The following is a 15,094-nucleotide window of genomic DNA, read 5'->3' on the forward strand; positions in this document are numbered from 1 at the left end:
CGACATGGACGCCGGGCGTCCTGGAGCCCTCCGCTGGGGGATACGCGCGCTCGCCGTCACCGTGGCGCTCGCCTCCAATGTGCTCGCCCAGGTGCTGAGCGCCACGACCGGGAACTACGGCCCGCGCCCCTCCGGCGCCGGCTGGGCGATCGTTTTCGTCGCGGTCGCCATCGACTACCTCATCTGCGCAGTGGTCGCCTGGCGGCTGGTGCGCAGTCCGATTCCCGGCTGGCTGATGGTGGGTGCGGCCATCTTCTGGTCCGCCGGGGCCTGGTATCCGATGGTCCGGCCGTGGGGATGGGTCTGGCCGTGGGTCGCCGGGGTCACCGACCTCTGGGCGGTGCTGGTCGGCGTCCTGGTGCTCTGCTATCCCACCGGCCGGCTGGTGGCGCGTTTCGACCGCGTGCTCGTGATAGCGGTGTCGGTGGCGTTCCTGGTGCGGCTGGGCGGCATCCTGCTGTTCTCCTCGCCCGAGGCAGCCGAGTGCGGCTGCGCGGCGAACCCGTACGCCGTGCTGCCGAGCGACACCGCCGACTACTGGCTCGGCATCGCCTGGCGTAGCGTCGGCCTGATCCTGATGCTGACGGTCGCCGCGCGGCTGATCGCCCGCTGGTTCACCAGCTCCCTCCCGGCCCGCCGGGTCGCCTTCGTGATGCCGCTGGCCATCCTGCTCTGGTGCTACGGCACGGTGCAGGACTCGCTGAGCTTCGCGCTCGGCTGGGACGGCGGCTGGCTGCAGTTCATCCCGCCCATCGCCATCGCGCTCATCCCACCCGCCTGGGTCGGCGGGGTGCTGTACGCGAGGGGACTCCGTTCCCGCGTCGCCGACCTCGTGATCGTCGCCCGCGACAAGGTCGACCGCGGACTGTGGGAATCGAGTCTCGCCCGCACTCTGCATGACGGTTCGCTGCGGGTGTTCTGGTGGGACGAACCCCTGCAGAGCTACCAGACGAGCGACGGGCAGCGGGTGCCGGATGCGGGGCTCATCCAGCGGCCCGGCCGCTCCACGCTCGCGATCGACTCCGACCAGGGCCCGATCGCCCTCATCGAGCACGACGTGGCGCTCACGCAGGACGACCGGCTGCTCGACGCGGTCTCCTCCGCGCTGCTGCTGTCGGTCGACAACGACCGGCTGCGCGCGCGCTTGGAGCGCACGATCCAGGAGCTGCGGGAGTCGCGACTCCGCATCGTCGAGGAGGGGTACCTGGCCCGCCGCCGGCTGGAGCGGGACCTGCACGACGGGAGCCAGCAGCAGCTCGTCTCGCTGGCGATCAGCCTGCGCATCGCGACGGCGAAGGCCGAAGCACGCGGGGATGAGGAACTCGCCGTCGACCTCCAGCGCGCTTCGAGCCAGCTGGCCGACGCGCTCCGTGAGCTCCGGGAGCTCGCCCGCGGCATCCACCCCACGGTGCTCAGCGACGGCGACCTCCGCTCGGCCATCGAGGAGCTCGGGCTGCGCAGCCACCTGCCGGTGGAGGTGCACGTGGAGATCGCGGAGCGTCTTCCCGAGGTGATCGAGGAGACCATCTACTACTGCGTCTCCGAGTGCCTGGCCAACGCCGCCAAGCACGCGAGCGCCCGCAACTGCACGGTGCTCGTCACTCGCGCCGACGCAACGGTCACCGTCGTCGTGAAGGACGACGGCCAGGGCGGGGCGAGGATCGAACCCGGCGGCGGACTGGAGGGCCTGCGCGACCGGGTGGAGGCGGTCTCCGGCCGCGCCGACGTCCGCTCGGTGGAGGGCCTCGGCACGATCATCGAGCTGACGATCCCGGTGCCGGTGTCCTGATCGGCTCGGGATCGGCCCTACTTCGTCGGGGCCTTCGCAGCCCACACCTGGTCGCCGACGGTGAACGCCGACCAGCCGCCCGGGCAGCCGGACGCCTTCGGGGGGAGGCCGTCGACCGGCCACCAGCTGTCCTGGATGTCCGGCTTCGGCATGGGGACCGACTTCGTGCAGACTTTCGGGATGACGTGCGTCTTGGAGGTGTACGTCAGGATCGCGGTTCCCGCCTGCGTGTCGTAGTCGACACGGATGATCGTCGCGTCGTCCGGAATGAAGGTGGGCGAGCCGAAGACGGCCGTGTCCGAGGCCTTCATCTCCTTCGCGGTGTCCCAGATGGCGGAGTCGACGTGCGGTTCGAAGGCGCTCACCACCGAGCAACCGGACAGGGCCAGGGCGAGGGCGGACGTCGTCGCGATGACTCCGGCGGTACGGATGCGGGGCACGGCAGCTCCAGGGTAAGGGGACAGGGTTCTCTTACGAAGTGAACACTACGGAACTGAACGGTTCATCGGTCGGAGGAATGATTCCGCGCGTCGCGCCGCGGTTCGGGAGCCCCGACGCGAGCGGCCCGCAGGTCCACGCGGTACGGCGCGCTGCCGCCGCCGAGCAGCGGCGTGCCCTCGGCACGGTAGTGCTGCAGGGCGATGTGCTCGTGGTTGACAGCCGGATGGCCGCTCGCCCGGACCACACGCCACCACGGCACGTCGCTCCCGTAGTAGGCCATCACCTGGCCGACCATCCGCGCGGCGCGGGAGCCGAGGGTGGCCGCGACATCGCCGTAGGTCATCACCCGACCGGCCGGGATGGCGTCGACGACCTCGAGGACACGCTCGACGAACGAGTCGCTTCCGGGCGCATCCTCTGTCGGCAGATCGTCCGTCGGCGCATCCCCTGTCAAAGGTGGAGCGCGCCGATCGTCTCGCCGTACTGCGTCTCGCCCACCGGCTGGAACCCGCTGCGCAGGAAGAACTGCTCCGGACCCTGCTCGCCGGGCTCCCAGATGACGTGGAGACGGTCGTGCCCGCGGGCGCGCGCCTCGTCGGCGAGGGCGCGGACGGCGAACGTGCCGATCCCGCGACCCTGATCGTCCGCATCCACGTTGATGCGCCAGAGGATCGCCTTGAACTCGTCGTGCTCCGCGTTCGGGTCGAAATTGCCCATGATGAAGCCGACCACCTCGTCGCCGTCGAGCACGACGCGCTGCCACGACGTGTTCGGGTCGGCGACCGCGGCCGCAGCCGAGTAGGAGACCGGAGCGATGAACTGCTCCTGGCCCGGCTTCAGTGTCAGCGCGTTCGCCGCCACGACGGTCCGCGCGCTCAACTCTTCCAGTCTCAACTCAGCCATGACGAAAGGGTAACGTGCGGGAACGATCGCAGCATAGTCGCGCTCTTCCCGACCGTCCGCCGAGAGAAACTGTCTCGATGTCAAGATAGTTGTCGCGCTCAGGTAAGCTGTCGTCGGCGTAAAACGGCAGACACCTCAGGAGAACCATGGACAAGATCAAGGTTGACGGAACGGTCGTCGAACTCGACGGCGACGAGATGACACGCATCATCTGGAAGGCCATCAAAGACTCTCTCATCCACCCGTACCTCGACGTGAACCTCGAGTACTACGACCTCGGCATCCAGAAGCGCGACGAGACCGACGACCAGATCACGATCGACGCCGCCCACGCCATCCAGAAGCACGGCGTCGGCGTCAAGTGCGCGACCATCACGCCCGACGAGGCGCGGGTCGAGGAATTCGGGCTGAAGAAGATGTGGAGGAGCCCGAACGGGACCATCCGTAACATCCTCGGCGGCGTCGTCTTCCGCGAGCCGATCATCATCTCCAACATCCCGCGGCTGGTGCCGGGCTGGAACAAGCCGATCGTCATCGGCCGTCACGCCTTCGGCGACCAGTACCGCGCAACCGACTTCGTCTTCGACGGCCCAGGGACGCTGACCCTCAGCTTCCAGCCGAACGACGGCGGCGAGGCCCAGTCGTTCGAGGTCTACCAGGCGCCGGGTGCCGGCGTCGCGCTGGCGATGTACAACCAGGACGCGTCGATCCGCGACTTCGCGCGCGCGTCCTTCAACTACGGTCTCGACCGCCAGTACCCGGTGTACCTGTCGACCAAGAACACCATCCTGAAGGCCTACGACGGCCGCTTCAAGGACCTCTTCCAGGAGGTGTTCGACGCCGAGTACAAGGACAAGTTCGAGGCCGCCGGCCTGACCTACGAGCACCGCCTCATCGACGACATGGTCGCCTCCAGCCTCAAGTGGGAGGGCGGCTACGTCTGGGCCTGCAAGAACTACGACGGCGACGTGCAGTCCGACACCGTCGCGCAGGGCTTCGGATCGCTCGGGCTCATGACCTCGGTGCTGACCACTCCGGACGGCTCGGTCGTCGAGGCGGAGGCCGCGCACGGCACGGTGACCCGCCACTACCGTCAGCACCAGCAGGGCAAGCCCACCTCGACCAACCCGATCGCCTCGATCTACGCCTGGACGCGCGGCCTCGCGCACCGCGGCAAGCTCGACGGCAACCAGGACCTCATCGACTTCACCCACACCCTCGAGGACGTCGTGGTGAAGACGGTCGAGGAGGGCAAGATGACGAAGGACCTCGCGCTCCTCGTCGGCCCCGAGCAGAAGTTCCTCACCACCGAGGAGTTCCTCGACGCGATCGCGCAGAACCTCAAGGCGCGCCTGGCCTGAGCCTGACGCAAACGGAAGGGCCCGGCGGACACTGTCCGCCGGGCCCTTCTGCGTCTCACGGTGCCGGAGTGCGAAGGCCGGCGAGGAGGAGCTGCACCATGCGGCCGGCGCGAGGGGGCGTCCCGGCGGCGTGCGGGCCGTCGGCGTGGCAGAGGTTGGCCACGGCGCCGAGGAGCTCGGTGGGATCGACCTCCTGGGCGATGCTCCCGGAGGCGCGGGCCGCGTCGAGCAGTCGGGCCAGAGTAGGGGAGAGGTGGCTGGAGAAGTACTCCGCCAACGGCTCATAGGCCGGATCGCCGGAGTGCAGCGCCGCAGCCAGGCCGCGCTTCGTGGCGACGAACTCGGTGTACCGCATGATCCAGCGGTCCAGGGCCTCGCCGGGCGGGTAGCTGGCTTCGATCGCGACGGCCGCCTCCGCGCAGGCGTCGATCTCGTGACGGAAGACGGCCGAGATCAGGTCCGACCGGAGCGGGAAGTGCCGGTACAGCGTGCCCACTCCGACGCCCGCGCGTTCCGCTATGGCCCGGACCGGCGCATCCACGCCGGACTCGCCGAAGACCGCCTTCGCAGCCTCCACGAGGGAGGCGACGTTCTGCCGGGCGTCGGCGCGCTGCGGGCGGGTCGGCGCGACGGCGGCCGCTGCGGCCCGTGATCCGGCGGGCATGGGCGACTCCTCTGGTGGTCGGGATGCGATGCGGTGTACAGTCGGTTAAGCGGAACAACGTTCCGGATACGCATGCGAGCGCAACCGGAATGACGTTCCGATTCATCCGATCATAGACCTCAGGAGAACTCATGCAGTATCGAACCCTCGGCCGCACCGGCATCAAGGTCACCCCCTACGCGCTCGGCGCGATGATGCTCGGCTCGCTCGGCAATCCCGACCGCGCGGAGGGCATCCGCATCATCCACCGGGCGCTCGACGCCGGAATCAACTTCATCGACACCGCCGACCGCTACGGGGACTCCGAGGACGTCGTGGGCGAGGCGCTGAAGGGCCGGCGCGACGACGTGGTGCTCGCCACCAAGTTCTGGGGGCCGGTCGACGATGACATCAACCACCGCGGCGCATCCCGGCGGTGGATCGTCCAAGCCGTCGAGCGGTCGCTCCGCCGCCTCCAGACCGACCACATCGACCTCTACCAGCTGCACCGCCCGGACCCGGACACCGACATCGACGAGACGCTCTCGGCGCTCACCGACCTGGTCCGTCAAGGCAAGGTGCGGGCGATCGGGTCGTCGTCGATGCGGGGCTCCGAGATCGTCGAGGCGCAGTGGACGTCGGAGCGGCGGGGATTCGAACGGTTCCGGACCGAGCAGCCCAACTACTCCATCCTCGACCGGGAGATCGAACGCGAGATCTTGCCGGTCGCCCAACGCTACGGCATGGGCACTCTGGTCTACAGCCCGCTCGCCGGCGGAACGCTCACCGGCCGATACCGGGCGGGAGGGGAGAATGACAACTTCCGCTCCACTCGCACCGGGATGCAGCACTTCCGCGACGAGCGTCGGCTCGCCGCCGTGGAGCAGCTCGTGGCACTCTCCGACGAGGTCGGCGTGAAGCTCACGCACCTCGCCATGGCGTTCGTCATCGCGCACCCGGGGGTGACGTCGGCGATCGCCGGTCCGCGCACGATGGAGCAGCTCGAGGACACTCTCGCCGGCGTGGGTGTCTCGCTACCGGACGAGGTGCTCGACCGCATCGACGCGATCGTCCCGCCGGGGGAGAGCATCGGCGCGATGGACATGGTCTACCGCGGCCCGGAGGTGGGGGAGCCGTCGCTCCGGCGGCGCCGGGTCGCGGAGCGGGCGGCCGAGTAGTTGCGGGTGCTGCGGGTGCCGCGCGCGCCGCGGCTCAGCGGGCGGTCCAGCCGCCGTCGATCGCGAGGGTCTGGCCGGTGACGAGGGATGCGGCGGGGGAGGCGAGGAACGCCACCGCGCCGGAGACCTCCCGCGGTACCCCGATGCGGTGGAGGGCCGCGATGCGCTCGACCGTGTCCGCGCGGAAGGCGTCGTCCGAGAGCGCCGCGGAGGTGCCGTCGGTCTCGATGAACGTCGGCGCGACGGCATTCACGCGGATGCCGTACTGGCCCCATTCGACCGCCAGGCAGCGGGTGAGGTGCACGACCGCGGCCTTGGCGGTGCAGTAGGACGATTCGCCGGGGAGCGCGACGAGCCCCGCCTGCGAGGCGATGTTCACGATCGAACCGCCTCCGTTTTCGAGCATGCTCCTCGCGACGTGCTGCGACACGAAGAACGTCGAGCGCGTGTTCAGCCGCCAGACGTGGTCGAAGTCGTCCTCGGTGACCTCCAGCGCAGGCGCATCGATACCTCCTCCGGCGTTGTTGACCAGGATGTCGATCGGCCCGAGGTCGGCGGTGACCGCGTCGATCGCCGTGCGGCACGCATCCAGGTCGAGCACATCCGTCCGGATGGCCGTCGCCTGGACGCCGAACGCGCGCAGCTCGTCGACGAGCGCGCTCGAGCTGTCCGGGTCGCGGACGCCGAGCACGACGTCCGCCCCCTGCCCGGCGAGTTCCAGCGCGATCTCCCGGCCCAGTCCGCGGCTGGCGGCGGTGACCAGGGCGCGCGAGCCGGCGAGGGAGAAGGGGGCGCGAGTGGATACGGTGGGGCTCGAGTTCGTCATCTGCTCATCCTCCCGCGGGCGGCACCGGATCGTGCATGTAACGACTTCGTTTCGTCTCTTGCATTTCATTTGTTCGTAAGCTTTACTAACAAACATGACGACGACCGAGGTGCAGAGCAGCACCGGGGGATTGACCCCGGGCCGGGTGCTCCGTCCGCGCGCCAAAGTGCTCCCTGAGCACGCCCGCAGCCACAACCGGTCCCTCGTCCTGCAGACGCTGTACCGCTCGGGGCAGCGGAGCCGGGCCGACCTGGCCCGCGAGACCGGACTGACCCGCGTCACCGTCTCGGATCTCGTCGCCGAACTCCTGGCTGAGGGTCTCGTCATCGAGCTGGGCCAGCGCGAATCGGCGCGGCCCGGCAAGCCCGCCGTGCTGCTCGACATCGACCGCGCGGCGCACCAGATCATCGGCGTCGACCTCAGCGACCACGATCGTTTCCGCGGCGCCGTCATGAACCTCGACGGCGACATCCTGGCCCGCGCCGAGGTGATGCTCGCCGACGGTGAAGGGGCCGATCCCGCGACAGGCGAGGCCGCAGCCGCCAAGGTGGATGCGCTCGTCGACCGCCTGATCGCCGCGGCCACCGCGCCGATCCTCGGCATCGGCGTCGGGTCGCCCGGTGTCGTCGACCTGACCGGCACCATCCTCACCGCGCCGAACCTCGGCTGGCTGGACCTGCCGCTCCAGCAGCAGCTGGCCTCCCGCACCGGACGCCCGGTCGTGGTCGCGAACGACGCGAACGTCGCAGCCCTGGCCGAGCACACCTACGGCGACGCGGAGGGCGACATGATGCTCATCCGCATCGGCCACGGCATCGGCGCCGGCCTCCTCGTCGCGGGCGCGCTCGTCTACGGCAGCCACTTCGCCGCCGGCGAGATCGGGCAGGTCATGGTCGGTACCGACCTCGGCCTCGAGGCCACGTACAGCCGGGATCAGGTGCTCGAGCACTGGCTGAGCGTCCCGCAGCTGCAGCGCGGCATCCAGCAGGCCCAGGCCGACGGTGTGGATGCGACGCCCATCCTGCGCGAAGCCGGCCAGCGGCTCGGCATCGCGCTCGCGCCCGTCGTGGGTGCGCTAAACCTGTCGGAGATCGTGCTCAGCGGCCCGACCGAACTACTCGACGGCCCCCTCGCCGAGGCGACCGTCCACACGCTCCGGAACCGGACGATGGCCGAGAACCACGCCGATCTGTCCCTCCGGATGACCACGCAGGGGCAGGACATCGTCCTCCGCGGCGCGGCCGTACTCGTCCTCTCCGGACAACTCGGGGTCTCTTAACACAGCACCACCCGAATCAACGACCCCTGCACCGACGGTGTCTGCACCCGCACACACCGACATTCACGAAAGGAACCAGCAATGAAGAGAAAGCTCGTCGGCCTCGCCGCTGTGGCAACAGCTTCCGCTCTCGTGCTCGCCGGATGCGCCTCGGGAGGCTCCACCGGAGCCAGCACCGACGGCAAGGGCAAGACGGTCACCCTGTGGCTCGTCGGCTCCGACACTCCGGATGCACTCCGCACCTACCTGAAGACGGAGTTCAACAAGGAGACCGGTGCGAACCTGAAGATCGAGCAGCAGGACTGGGGCGACATCGTCACCAAGCTCACCACTGCGCTGCCCGACGCCAACAACACGCCGGACGTGACGGAGATGGGCAACACCCAGTCGCCGACCTTCACGAACGTCGGCGCGTTCCTCGACATCTCCGACATGTACAAGGACCTGGGCGGAAGTGACCTGCTCCAGTCGTTCGTCGAGGCCGGCAAGGTGGACGGCAAGAACTACACACTGCCGTACTACTTCGGATCCCGCTACATGTTCTACCGCAAGGACGTCTACCAGGCGGCCGGCGTGAGTGTCCCCACGACGCTCGACCAGTTCAACACGGGCGTGACGGACATCACGGCCAAGAACCCGAAGGGGATCGCCAACTTCTCCGGCTTCTTCCTCGGCGGGCAGGACTGGCGCGACGGCATCTCCTGGATCTTCGCCAACGGCGGTGACATCGCCAAGAAGGACGGCGACAAGTGGAAGGCCACCCTCGAGTCCGAGGATTCGCTGAAGGGCCTCCAGCAGCTGCAGGACCTGTACAAGAACGCATCCAAGGCGCCGAACGACGCAAAGGACTCGAACCAGTACATCTACCTCAACGACACCGACCAGACGTTGGACGCCGACGGCAACAAGACGGGTGACACGTCCCTTGCCGCCGCCACCATCATGGCTCCGGGATGGGCGCACTGGTCGATCGGCGACCTCGGGAAGGGTGACGACGGCAAGCCGACGCGCACCTGGAACGACGCCACCTTCGGCACCTTCGTCCTCCCGGGCAACGACGGGAAGCCGGCCCCGGTGTTCGCGGGCGGCTCCAACATCGGCATCTCGGCCAAGACCAAGGAGCCGGGCCTGTCGAAGACCCTCCTGAAGATCATGTTCTCCAAGGAGTACCAGGAGATGCTGGGCAAGAACGGCCTCGGCCCGGCGAACTCGAAGTACACCTCCTCGCTCGGGGACGACCAGTTCGCCAAGGCGCTCATCGAGTCGGCCTCCAACTCCAAGCTGACCCCGGCCGCACCCGGCTGGGCGTCGGTCGAGGCGGGCAACGTGATGGAGGAGTTCTTCTCCAAGATCCGCGACGCCGCCGACCTGAAGGCGCTGGCGCAGGAGTACGACAAGAAGATCGACGCGCTGCTCAACGTCAAGAGCTAGCTCGTCACCTGATTGACGCAACACGCCGTGCCGGAACGCACCGGCGCGGCGTGTTGCGTCAACTCGACCACAATCACGGAAGGAGGCCGAACGTGACCGCCACCGAGGACACCCGCATCGCCGTGGCCCCGCCGCACATCCCGAAGCGGGACGCCCAGCGCCGCCGACGCGGCAAGCTCACGCCGTACACCCTGCTGCTGCCGGCCATCATCATCCTGCTCGTCGCGCTCGGCTACCCGATCGTGTGGCAGCTCGTCACCTCGATGCAGCACTTCGGCCTGGCCCAGCAGTTCGGCAAGCCCGCCGAGTTCGTCTGGTTCGAGAACTACATCACACTGTTCACCGACTCCTACACGTGGGTGGTCGTCGGGCGCTCCATCGCCTTCTGCCTGGTGACAGCCCTCGTCACCGTCGTCATCGGCATCGGGATGGCGCTGCTCATGAACGCGGTGAACAAGGCCGTCCGCATCATCCTGCAGGTCTCGCTGCTGCTCGCCTGGGCGATGCCCGTGGTCGCGGCGATGACCGTCTGGAACTGGCTCTTCGACTGGCGCCGCGGCGTCGTCAACTACACGCTCAGCTCGTGGGGACTCGACTTCCAGGACCACAACTGGCTGCAGAATCCGCTCTCGTTCTTCTTCGTCGCGATGGTCATCGTGACGTGGATGAGCGTCCCCTTCGTCGCGTTCTCGGTGTACGCCGGTCTGACACAGGTGTCGACCGAGGTCGTCGAGGCCGCGCAGATGGACGGGGCGCGTGGCTGGCAGCGACTGCGCTACATCATCCTGCCGATCATCCGGCCGGTGCTCGGGATCGTGCTGCTGCTGCAGATCATCTGGGACCTCCGCGTGTTCGCGCAGATCAAGCTGCTGCAGGACAAGGGCTCGATCGCCAGCGAGACCAACCTGCTCGGCACCTACATCTATCAGCTCGGCGTCGGCTCGAGCGACTTCGCGATGGCCAGCGCCGTCAGCGTCTTCGTGCTCGTGCTCACTATCGCGCTCAGCTGGTTCTACGTGCGCTCCCTGCTCAAGGAGGACGAATCGTGACCGCCGCCACCCCGCTGCGTAAATCTGGCACCCGACCGCCCGCCGTGACGGAGCGCCCGCGTTTCCGCCGCCGCATCCGTCCGTCCCGTGTCCTCCTCGGCGCGCTCGCCGTCGTGCTCGCCCTGATCTGGGTGTTCCCGGTCTACTGGATGGTGAACTCGTCGCTGCTGCCGAACGTCCTCCTGCAGAACTCGACGCCCACCTGGTTGCCGTTCGGCGGCTCGTTCGACAACTTCTCGGCCGTCGTCGACGGCGGGACGTTCTTCCCGGCGCTCGGGATGAGCGTCGCCGTCGCGCTGATCACCGTGGTGTGCTGCCTGGCGTTCGCGTTCCTCGCCGCCCTCGCCATCAGCCGGTTCCGCTTCCGCGGGCGGCGGTCGTTCGTGCTCGCGGTGCTGCTCATCCAGATGCTTCCGGCCGAAGGGCTGTTCATCGCGCAGTACAAGCTGATGGGCACCCTCGGTCTCCTGAACACGGTCATCGGCGTCAGCATCCTGTACATCGCCGCGGTCGTGCCCTTCACGATCTGGATGCTGCGCGGCTTCGTCGCCGGCATCCCCGCGGATCTGGAGGAAGCCGCGATGGTGGACGGCCTCAGCCGCACGCAGGCGTTCCTGCGGATCACTTTCCCGCTGCTCGCACCCGGACTCGTCGCCTCGGGCGTCTACGCCTTCCTGCAGGCCTGGAACGAGTTCACGGTGGCGCTCGTCATCCTGCCGCAGTCGAGCAGTGCGACGCTCCCGCTGTGGCTGCGCGGCTTCGTGCAGCAGTCCGCCTCCCGCGCCACGGACTGGGGTCAGGTCATGGCGGCGTCGACGCTGGTCGCCGTCCCGGTGATCATCTTCTTCCTCATCGTGCAGGGCCGCATGACGAGCGGCCTGGTCAGCGGGGCGGTGAAGGGGTGAGCGGCGCGTCCCTCGCCGATACCGCCGTCACCGATCCGGACCTGCGCCGCAGCATCGCCGCGACCCTGCTCCCGGGGTTCCTCGGGACGACGCTGCCCGCGTGGCTGGAGGCTCGGCTCCGCGGCGGCCTCGGCGGAGTGTGCCTGTTCGGCCAGAACATCGTCTCGGCCGACCAGCTGCGCACCCTCACCGACGCGATCTACGCGGCGAACCCGGACGCCATAGTCGCCATCGACGAAGAGGGAGGCGACGTCACCCGGCTGTACTACGGGAGCGGTTCGCCCTACCCTGGCAACGCCATCCTTGGCCGGCTCGGTGACGCCGCGTACACGCAGCGCGTCGCTCAGCGGGTGGGGGAGGAGCTTCGTGGGGCCGGGGTGAACCTCGACTTCGCGCCCGACATCGACATCAATTCCAACCCGGACAACCCGGTGATCGGCGTCCGCAGCTTCGGCACGTCGCCCACGGTGGTGGCCGAGCACGGGGCGGCATGGACGCGCGGGCTGCAGTCCGCGGGCGTCGCGGTCGCCGCGAAGCACTTCCCGGGGCACGGCGACACCGGCACGGACTCGCACCTCGAACTGCCCGTGGTCGACCTGTCGGCTGAGCAGCTGCGCGAGCGCGAGCTGGTCCCGTTCAGCGCCGTCATCGAAGCCGGGGCGCGCGCCGTGATGACCTCGCACATCCTGCTGCCGCAGCTCGACGCCGTCCTGCCTGCGACGCTCAGCCCGGCGATCATCCAAGGGATGCTGCGCGGCGAGCTGGGATTCGAGGGCGTGGTCGTCAGCGATGCGCTCGACATGCACGGCGCGAGTGGGGAACGCGGCATCCCCGAGGCGGCCGTGCTGGCGCTCGCCGCGGGCTGCGACCTGCTCTGCATCGGCACCGAGAACACCGACGAGCAGCTGGCCACCATCGAGAACTCGATCGCCGCCGCCGTCACCTCCGGTCGCCTCGCCCCCACTCGCGTCGCCGCAGCCGCCACTCGCGTCCTCACCCTCGCTCGCGCCGTCTCCCTCTCTCCCGCCCCCACCGTCGAGTCCGCAGAGTTTGCACGCGACGCGCCGGAGGGACGTGCAAAGATCGCGGACTCGACGGAAGGCGGAGCCGGCCGGGGCGAGGCGGCGGGAATCTGGGAGGGGGATGTCGCAGCGGTCGGGCGGGCGTTCGACGTCAGCGCGTACGCCGGTGAGTGGCTGCAGGAGCATGCCGGGGGACGGTACTCGGTGGTGCGCATCGATACGGTCGCGAACATCGCAGTCGGAACCGCGCCGTGGGGACCATTCGCCGAGGTGGAAGCCGACCCGGCGAGTCCGTGGGCGGTCGCGTTCAGCGCCAACCCGGCGGTCCTCTTCACCGAGGACGACCATCCCGACCTCGTGCTCGCCGCGCAGTCGCCGGTCCTCGTCATCGGCAGGGACAACCACCGGCACGCATTCGCGCGCGCCGCGATCGACCGCCTTCGGGCCGAGCGGGAGCGCGTGCTCGTCGTCGACATGGGCTGGCCGAGCGACGACCGCGCCTACGCCGACATCGCCACCTTCGGCGCCTCCCGGCTGGTCGGCCGCGCCCTGCTGGAACTGCTCGGGCGCCGCTCGTGAGGCTGGGGATCGACATCGGCGGCACCAAGACCGACGCGGTCGCCGTCGATGAGCGAGGAGCGCTCGCCCAGCGGGTTCGCCTGGCGACCGGGTTCGGCGACGCGGCCGTCGTCGAGACGGCCGTCACGGCGGTGGCCCGCATCGGCGAGCTGACAGGCCTCGCGCCCGGCGGCTTCCAGTCCATCGGCATCGGTGTGCCCGGGATGGTCGACACCGCATCCGGCGACGTCGCGCACGCGGTCAACCTGGGGCTGGAGCGACTCGAACTCGGCGGGATGCTCGCCGGCCGGCTGGGGGTCGGCGTCCGCGTCGAGAACGACGTGAAGGCCGCGGCGCTCGGCGCCTACCACCTGCTCGGGCTGAGTGGCAGCATGGCGTTCCTCAACCTCGGCACCGGGATGGCCGCCGGCATCGTCGTCGACGGCCGGCTGTGGCGCGGGAGCACGGGCATCGCGGGCGAGATCGGCCACCTGCCGGTCGACCCGAACGGAGCCCTCTGCGCCTGCGGACAGCGTGGCTGCCTGGAGACGGTCGCCAGCGGCTCGGGCGTCGCACGGCAGTGGCCGACCGACGACCCGCTGCCCGTCCGCGCGCTCTTCGCAGCGGCCGCCGCGGGCGACCCCGAAGCCCGGGCGATCACGGCTAGGCTGGCAGCGGGCATCGCCTCCGCGGTGCGCGTCCTCGTGCTCACCGTCGATGTCGGCACCGTCGTCATCGGCGGCGGACTGAGCCACCTGGGGTCGCGCCTGCTCGGCGGCGTCCACGAGGTGCTGCACGACTGGGAGCGCACGTCGCCGTTCCTGGCGTCGCTCGACCTTCCCGCCCGGGTGCGCCTCGTTCCCGAAGGCACCCCCGTCGCAGCCCTGGGCGCGGCGCTCGTAGGAGAGAACTGATGGCCGAAATCGTCGTCGTCCGCGACCAGGACGCCGCCGGCGACCTCGCCGCGCGCAGCATCCTGGACCTCATCACCGCGAAGCCCGAGGCGGTGCTGGGGCTCGCCACCGGCTCCACCCCGCTGGCGGTCTACCGAGCGCTCGAGCGCGGCATCCATGAACGCGGTGTGGATGTGTCCCACGTCCGCGGCTACGCGCTCGACGAGTACGTGGGGCTGCCCGCGGGTCACCCCGAGTCGTACCGCGCGGTCATCACCCGCGAAGTGGTGGAGCCGCTGGGCCTGACGCCGTCGCTCATCCACGTGCCGAACGGGTCGCTGGAGGGCATCGAGCACGCCGGCACCGACTACGAGAAGGCCATCGCTGAGTCCGGTGGGGTGGATGTGCAGCTCCTCGGCATCGGGACGGACGGCCACATCGGGTTCAACGAGCCCGGCTCATCGTTCGCCTCGATCACCCGCGTGAAGACGCTGACCGAGCAGACGCGCAAGGACAACGCGCGCTTCTTCGAGTCGGAGGACGACGTGCCCATGCACTGCATCACGCAGGGGCTGTCCACCATCCTGAAAGCGCGCCACCTGATGCTGCTGGCGTTCGGCGAGGGCAAGGCGGAGGCTCTGGCGGGCGCGGTCGAGGGACCGGTGTCGGCCTCGAACCCGGGCTCGGCCATCCAGCTGCACCCGCACGTCACGGTGCTCGTCGACGAAGCGGCGGCCTCGCGGCTGAAGAACATCGACTACTACCGCTACGCCTACACCAACAAGCCCGCCTGGCAGACGCTGTAGCGGCCACGAG

General features: G+C 69.3%; 15 protein-coding genes. 10 read left to right on the forward strand and 5 right to left on the reverse strand.

Translation table 11 applies throughout. The features are described 5' to 3' along the window. Positions 1 to 4: 4 nt before the first annotated feature. Positions 5 to 1,789, forward strand: a complete 1,785-nt coding sequence (locus AB4Z18_RS04025; protein WP_441781408.1) for a sensor histidine kinase — start codon at positions 5 to 7, stop codon at positions 1,787 to 1,789. Positions 1,790 to 1,806: 17 nt separating this feature from the next. Here AB4Z18_RS04025 and AB4Z18_RS04030 read toward each other — a convergent pair whose 3' ends face one another. The 3 genes from AB4Z18_RS04030 to AB4Z18_RS04040 form a co-directional block, all read right to left on the reverse strand. Then, positions 1,807 to 2,229 carry a hypothetical protein gene (locus tag AB4Z18_RS04030; protein WP_441781409.1) on the reverse strand — a complete coding sequence of 141 codons (423 nt, stop codon included), beginning with the start codon at positions 2,227 to 2,229 and terminating at the stop codon, positions 1,807 to 1,809. Between the two features lie 62 nt (positions 2,230 to 2,291). After that, on the reverse strand, positions 2,292 to 2,684 hold the full coding sequence (locus tag AB4Z18_RS04035; protein WP_441781410.1) for an MGMT family protein: 393 nt from the start codon (positions 2,682 to 2,684) through the stop codon (positions 2,292 to 2,294). Beyond that, positions 2,681 to 3,133: a GNAT family N-acetyltransferase gene (locus AB4Z18_RS04040; RefSeq protein ID WP_441781411.1), complete on the reverse strand. Its 453-nt coding sequence runs from the start codon at positions 3,131 to 3,133 to the stop codon at positions 2,681 to 2,683. The genes AB4Z18_RS04035 and AB4Z18_RS04040 overlap by 4 nt, the downstream gene beginning before the upstream one ends. 146 nt (positions 3,134 to 3,279) lie before the next feature. On the opposite strand from AB4Z18_RS04040, the gene AB4Z18_RS04045 reads away from it, so the two are divergent. Beyond that, a complete protein-coding gene (locus AB4Z18_RS04045) occupies positions 3,280 to 4,494 on the forward strand; it encodes an NADP-dependent isocitrate dehydrogenase (RefSeq protein WP_441781412.1) in 1,215 nt (404 codons plus the stop codon). A gap of 55 nt (positions 4,495 to 4,549) precedes the next feature. On the opposite strand, the gene AB4Z18_RS04050 is transcribed toward AB4Z18_RS04045, so the two are convergent. After that, positions 4,550 to 5,158, reverse strand: coding sequence for a TetR/AcrR family transcriptional regulator (locus AB4Z18_RS04050; RefSeq protein ID WP_441781413.1), 609 nt, complete (start codon positions 5,156 to 5,158; stop codon positions 4,550 to 4,552). 131 nt (positions 5,159 to 5,289) lie between these two features. Here AB4Z18_RS04050 and AB4Z18_RS04055 point away from each other — a divergent pair, with 131 nt between their 5' ends. Next, a complete protein-coding gene (locus tag AB4Z18_RS04055; protein ID WP_441781414.1) occupies positions 5,290 to 6,315 on the forward strand; it encodes an aldo/keto reductase in 1,026 nt (341 codons plus the stop codon). A gap of 34 nt (positions 6,316 to 6,349) precedes the next feature. Here AB4Z18_RS04055 and AB4Z18_RS04060 read toward each other — a convergent pair whose 3' ends face one another. Next, positions 6,350 to 7,141: an SDR family NAD(P)-dependent oxidoreductase gene (locus AB4Z18_RS04060; RefSeq protein WP_441781415.1), complete on the reverse strand. Its 792-nt coding sequence runs from the start codon at positions 7,139 to 7,141 to the stop codon at positions 6,350 to 6,352. Between the two features lie 94 nt (positions 7,142 to 7,235). Here AB4Z18_RS04060 and AB4Z18_RS04065 point away from each other — a divergent pair, with 94 nt between their 5' ends. The 7 genes from AB4Z18_RS04065 (at position 7,236) to nagB (ending at position 15,084) form a co-directional block, all read left to right on the forward strand. Then, positions 7,236 to 8,420 carry an ROK family protein gene (locus AB4Z18_RS04065; protein WP_441781416.1) on the forward strand — a complete coding sequence of 395 codons (1,185 nt, stop codon included), beginning with the start codon at positions 7,236 to 7,238 and terminating at the stop codon, positions 8,418 to 8,420. 81 nt (positions 8,421 to 8,501) lie between these two features. Further along, positions 8,502 to 9,851 carry an extracellular solute-binding protein gene (locus AB4Z18_RS04070; RefSeq protein ID WP_441781417.1) on the forward strand — a complete coding sequence of 450 codons (1,350 nt, stop codon included), beginning with the start codon at positions 8,502 to 8,504 and terminating at the stop codon, positions 9,849 to 9,851. A 92-nt stretch (positions 9,852 to 9,943) separates the two neighbouring features. After that, entirely contained in the window at positions 9,944 to 10,900 is a 957-nt protein-coding gene (locus AB4Z18_RS04075) for a carbohydrate ABC transporter permease (protein ID WP_441781418.1), read from the forward strand. Beyond that, positions 10,897 to 11,805, forward strand: a complete 909-nt coding sequence (locus tag AB4Z18_RS04080; RefSeq protein WP_441781419.1) for a carbohydrate ABC transporter permease — start codon at positions 10,897 to 10,899, stop codon at positions 11,803 to 11,805. Before AB4Z18_RS04075 ends, AB4Z18_RS04080 begins: the two co-directional genes overlap by 4 nt. After that, the gene (locus tag AB4Z18_RS04085; RefSeq protein ID WP_441781420.1) at positions 11,802 to 13,406 is read left to right on the forward strand and encodes a glycoside hydrolase family 3 protein; all 1,605 of its coding nucleotides are present in this window, start codon (positions 11,802 to 11,804) and stop codon (positions 13,404 to 13,406) included. Before AB4Z18_RS04080 ends, AB4Z18_RS04085 begins: the two co-directional genes overlap by 4 nt. Next, positions 13,403 to 14,299 carry an ROK family protein gene (locus AB4Z18_RS04090; RefSeq protein WP_441781421.1) on the forward strand — a complete coding sequence of 299 codons (897 nt, stop codon included), beginning with the start codon at positions 13,403 to 13,405 and terminating at the stop codon, positions 14,297 to 14,299. The genes AB4Z18_RS04085 and AB4Z18_RS04090 overlap by 4 nt, the downstream gene beginning before the upstream one ends. After that, positions 14,299 to 15,084: a glucosamine-6-phosphate deaminase gene (gene nagB / locus AB4Z18_RS04095; protein ID WP_441781422.1), complete on the forward strand. Its 786-nt coding sequence runs from the start codon at positions 14,299 to 14,301 to the stop codon at positions 15,082 to 15,084. The genes AB4Z18_RS04090 and nagB overlap by 1 nt, the downstream gene beginning before the upstream one ends. Positions 15,085 to 15,094: the final 10 nt, after the last annotated feature.

It is taken from the genome of Leifsonia sp. 2TAF2 (assembly GCF_052115085.1).
In the GTDB taxonomy this organism is placed as follows: domain Bacteria; phylum Actinomycetota; class Actinomycetes; order Actinomycetales; family Microbacteriaceae; genus Leifsonia.

What these genes read in the sequence shown, in the direction of transcription:
- AB4Z18_RS04025 (WP_441781408.1), top strand. Translation starts at nt 5, where the DNA reads ATGGACGCCGGGCGTCCTGGAGCCCTCCGCTGGGGGATACGCGCGCTC.
- AB4Z18_RS04040 (WP_441781411.1), bottom strand. Translation starts at nt 3,133, where the DNA reads ATGGCTGAGTTGAGACTGGAAGAGTTGAGCGCGCGGACCGTCGTGGCG.
- AB4Z18_RS04045 (WP_441781412.1), top strand. Translation starts at nt 3,280, where the DNA reads ATGGACAAGATCAAGGTTGACGGAACGGTCGTCGAACTCGACGGCGAC.
- AB4Z18_RS04050 (WP_441781413.1), bottom strand. Translation starts at nt 5,158, where the DNA reads ATGCCCGCCGGATCACGGGCCGCAGCGGCCGCCGTCGCGCCGACCCGC.
- AB4Z18_RS04055 (WP_441781414.1), top strand. Translation starts at nt 5,290, where the DNA reads ATGCAGTATCGAACCCTCGGCCGCACCGGCATCAAGGTCACCCCCTAC.
- AB4Z18_RS04060 (WP_441781415.1), bottom strand. Translation starts at nt 7,141, where the DNA reads ATGACGAACTCGAGCCCCACCGTATCCACTCGCGCCCCCTTCTCCCTC.
- AB4Z18_RS04065 (WP_441781416.1), top strand. Translation starts at nt 7,236, where the DNA reads ATGACGACGACCGAGGTGCAGAGCAGCACCGGGGGATTGACCCCGGGC.
- AB4Z18_RS04070 (WP_441781417.1), top strand. Translation starts at nt 8,502, where the DNA reads ATGAAGAGAAAGCTCGTCGGCCTCGCCGCTGTGGCAACAGCTTCCGCT.
- nagB (WP_441781422.1), top strand. Translation starts at nt 14,299, where the DNA reads ATGGCCGAAATCGTCGTCGTCCGCGACCAGGACGCCGCCGGCGACCTC.